The organism is Sandarakinorhabdus cyanobacteriorum (assembly GCF_002251755.1).
In the GTDB taxonomy this organism is placed as follows: Bacteria; Pseudomonadota; Alphaproteobacteria; order Sphingomonadales; family Sphingomonadaceae; genus Sandarakinorhabdus; species Sandarakinorhabdus cyanobacteriorum.
Genome location: NZ_NOXT01000065.1, coordinates 1 through 2,133 on the forward strand (window position 1 = coordinate 1; position 2,133 = coordinate 2,133).

Genomic DNA, 2,133 nt, shown 5'->3' on the forward strand with positions numbered 1-2,133 from the left:
ACTCAAACCAAATAGCCTCCGGCAAACCCAGCGCGGTTCAGGCTGGCCCTTTGGCGTCCACAAGGGCGCAAGTCTCACATCCATTGGACTTCCAACCGAATCTGAGCATTGCTGCTCCGGCGAATGCGGCTGCGTCTTAGCCGCTGCCCTGACCGGCTCGATCGGCAGGGCTTTGGGTGGNAGCATGGTGCGGCTCCCGACCGGAGACCACCCAATGACCACCAAACCAAGGTGCCGCCTCTCTGCTGAACTGCAATCCGAGCCATCCAATACGATTGGCGCGGAACCGGAGGACCTCAATACGGCTTCGGCTGCGCCGCCTAGCAAGCCCTCCAAGAAGTCTGCCAAGGTAATTGCGCTACTCGAAGCTGGCGACGGCGCGACACTTGCCGACCTTTCCGCCGCGACTGGCTGGCAGGCGCATACCTGCCGCGCCTTCCTGACCGGACTCCGCAAGAAGGGCCGTATGCTGGAACGCAGTCACCGGGCTGATGGGGCGTCGGTCTACAAGCTGGTGGCTGCGGAGGTCACTGCACAATGACGCGCCGGTTCTATCTGACCATGGCCCAGATCGCCCACATGGATCCAACGAAGTTGGCGGAAGGGTGGGCGCGCCGCTATGGCGCGCCTGCACCCAGTATCTCGCCGGACCTCCTTCGGCTGGGCTTGGCCTACAAGTTCCAGGAGCAGCGCCAGGGCGGGGTCAGCCGGACCACAAAGACCATCATGAAGCAGGCTGCAGTGAAGACCGATACGCCCGATCGACCCATGATGGCGCCCCGCAAGCTCACCCCCGGCACGCGCCTGGTCCGTGATTGGCGCGGTGCCGGACATACCGTGACCGTGCTGGAAGACGGGTTTGCGTACGATGGCAAGCAGTGGCCATCCCTGAGCGCCATCGCCAAGGCCATCACTGGCGCCCACTGGAACGGTCCGCGCTTCTTCGGTCTGACGGAGCGGCGCAAATGACAACCAAGCGCTGTGCCGTCTACACGCGCAAGTCCACCGAAGATGGGCTGGAACAGGAGTTCAACAGCTTGGATGCCCAGCGGGAAGCCTGTGAGGCCTTCATCCTCAGCCAAAAGCATGAAGGCTGGTCCCTGATTCCTAGCCGTTATGACGACGGCGGGTTTTCAGGCGGCAGCATGGAGCGGCCAGGCCTGAAGGCCCTGCTTGCCGATGTCGATGCAGGATTGGTCGATGTCATCGTGGTCTACAAGGTCGACCGCCTGACCCGCAGTCTGGCCGACTTCGCCAAGATCGTCGAACGGCTCGACGCCAAGGGCGCCAGCTTCGTGTCGGTCACCCAGGCGTTCAACACCACCACCAGCATGGGCCGGCTGACCCTCAACGTGCTGCTGTCGTTTGCCCAGTTCGAGCGCGAGGTCACTGGTGAACGCATCCGCGACAAGATCGCCGCGTCCAAACGCAAGGGCCTTTGGATGGGTGGACCGGTGCCTTTGGGCTACCAGGTGGTCGAGCGCAAATTGGTGCCCGTCCCCGAGGAGGCGGAACGGGTCCGTACTATCATGCGCCGCTATCTCGAGGCGCAGTCAGTGCCAGCACTGCTGGCGCAATTGAGGGCCGAAGGCGTTCTCACGAAGGTGCAGGTTCTCACCAGCACTGGGCATCGCGGTGGGATTCCGTTTGCCAGGGGCAGCCTATACCACCTCCTTAAGAATCCCATCTATCGCGGCAAGATCGTCCATAAGGGCAAGGTTTACGACGGTGAGCACGAGGCCATCGTTGACGAGCAGTTGTGGGACCAGGTTCAGCACCGCCTTCGCGAGAATGCCCCGGCCCGGAAAAGGCCGGCCAACGCTCCCCAGCGCGCGCTGCTGCAAGGGTTGATGTTCGATCCAGAGGGACGACCGATGTTACCGACCTATGGGTCGAACGGCACCAAGCGCTACACCTACTATGTCACCCGCAAGGACCTCGCCCGCAAAGGTGACGCCAGGCCGACGCGGTTTAGGCGGGGCCAGGTCGAGAGCCACGTCGCGAGCCAGCTGATTGCACTGCTGAATGACGAGCATGCGCTGCGCCGGTTGTCAGGTGCTACAGAAGGTGAGGCCTTGCAGACGCTGTTCGAGTGTCGCGCGACAATCAGGGTGAGAATGCGCGACAATCAAG

At 62.7% G+C, this 2,133-nt stretch carries 3 protein-coding genes; all 3 read left to right on the top strand.

Annotated elements, in window-relative coordinates; all coding sequences use genetic code 11:
- Positions 1–214: 214 nt before the first annotated feature.
- Positions 215–541 (top strand): DUF3489 domain-containing protein, encoded by a 327-nt coding sequence (locus tag CHU93_RS02135; protein WP_165768566.1) that lies wholly within the window; start codon positions 215–217, stop codon positions 539–541.
- Positions 538–969 carry a DUF2924 domain-containing protein gene (locus tag CHU93_RS02140; protein WP_094472553.1) on the top strand — a complete coding sequence of 144 codons (432 nt, stop codon included), beginning with the start codon at positions 538–540 and terminating at the stop codon, positions 967–969. The genes CHU93_RS02135 and CHU93_RS02140 overlap by 4 nt, the downstream gene beginning before the upstream one ends.
- A partial coding sequence (locus CHU93_RS02145; RefSeq protein ID WP_133064284.1) for a recombinase family protein occupies positions 966–2,133 on the top strand: 1,168 nt, incomplete at its 3' end. The genes CHU93_RS02140 and CHU93_RS02145, both read left to right, overlap by 4 nt.

Bases quoted from the DNA above. Each gene is read 5' to 3' on its own strand.
- CHU93_RS02135 (WP_165768566.1), top strand. From the start codon at position 215: ATGACCACCAAACCAAGGTGCCGCCTCTCTGCTGAACTGCAATCCGAG.
- CHU93_RS02140 (WP_094472553.1), top strand. From the start codon at position 538: ATGACGCGCCGGTTCTATCTGACCATGGCCCAGATCGCCCACATGGAT.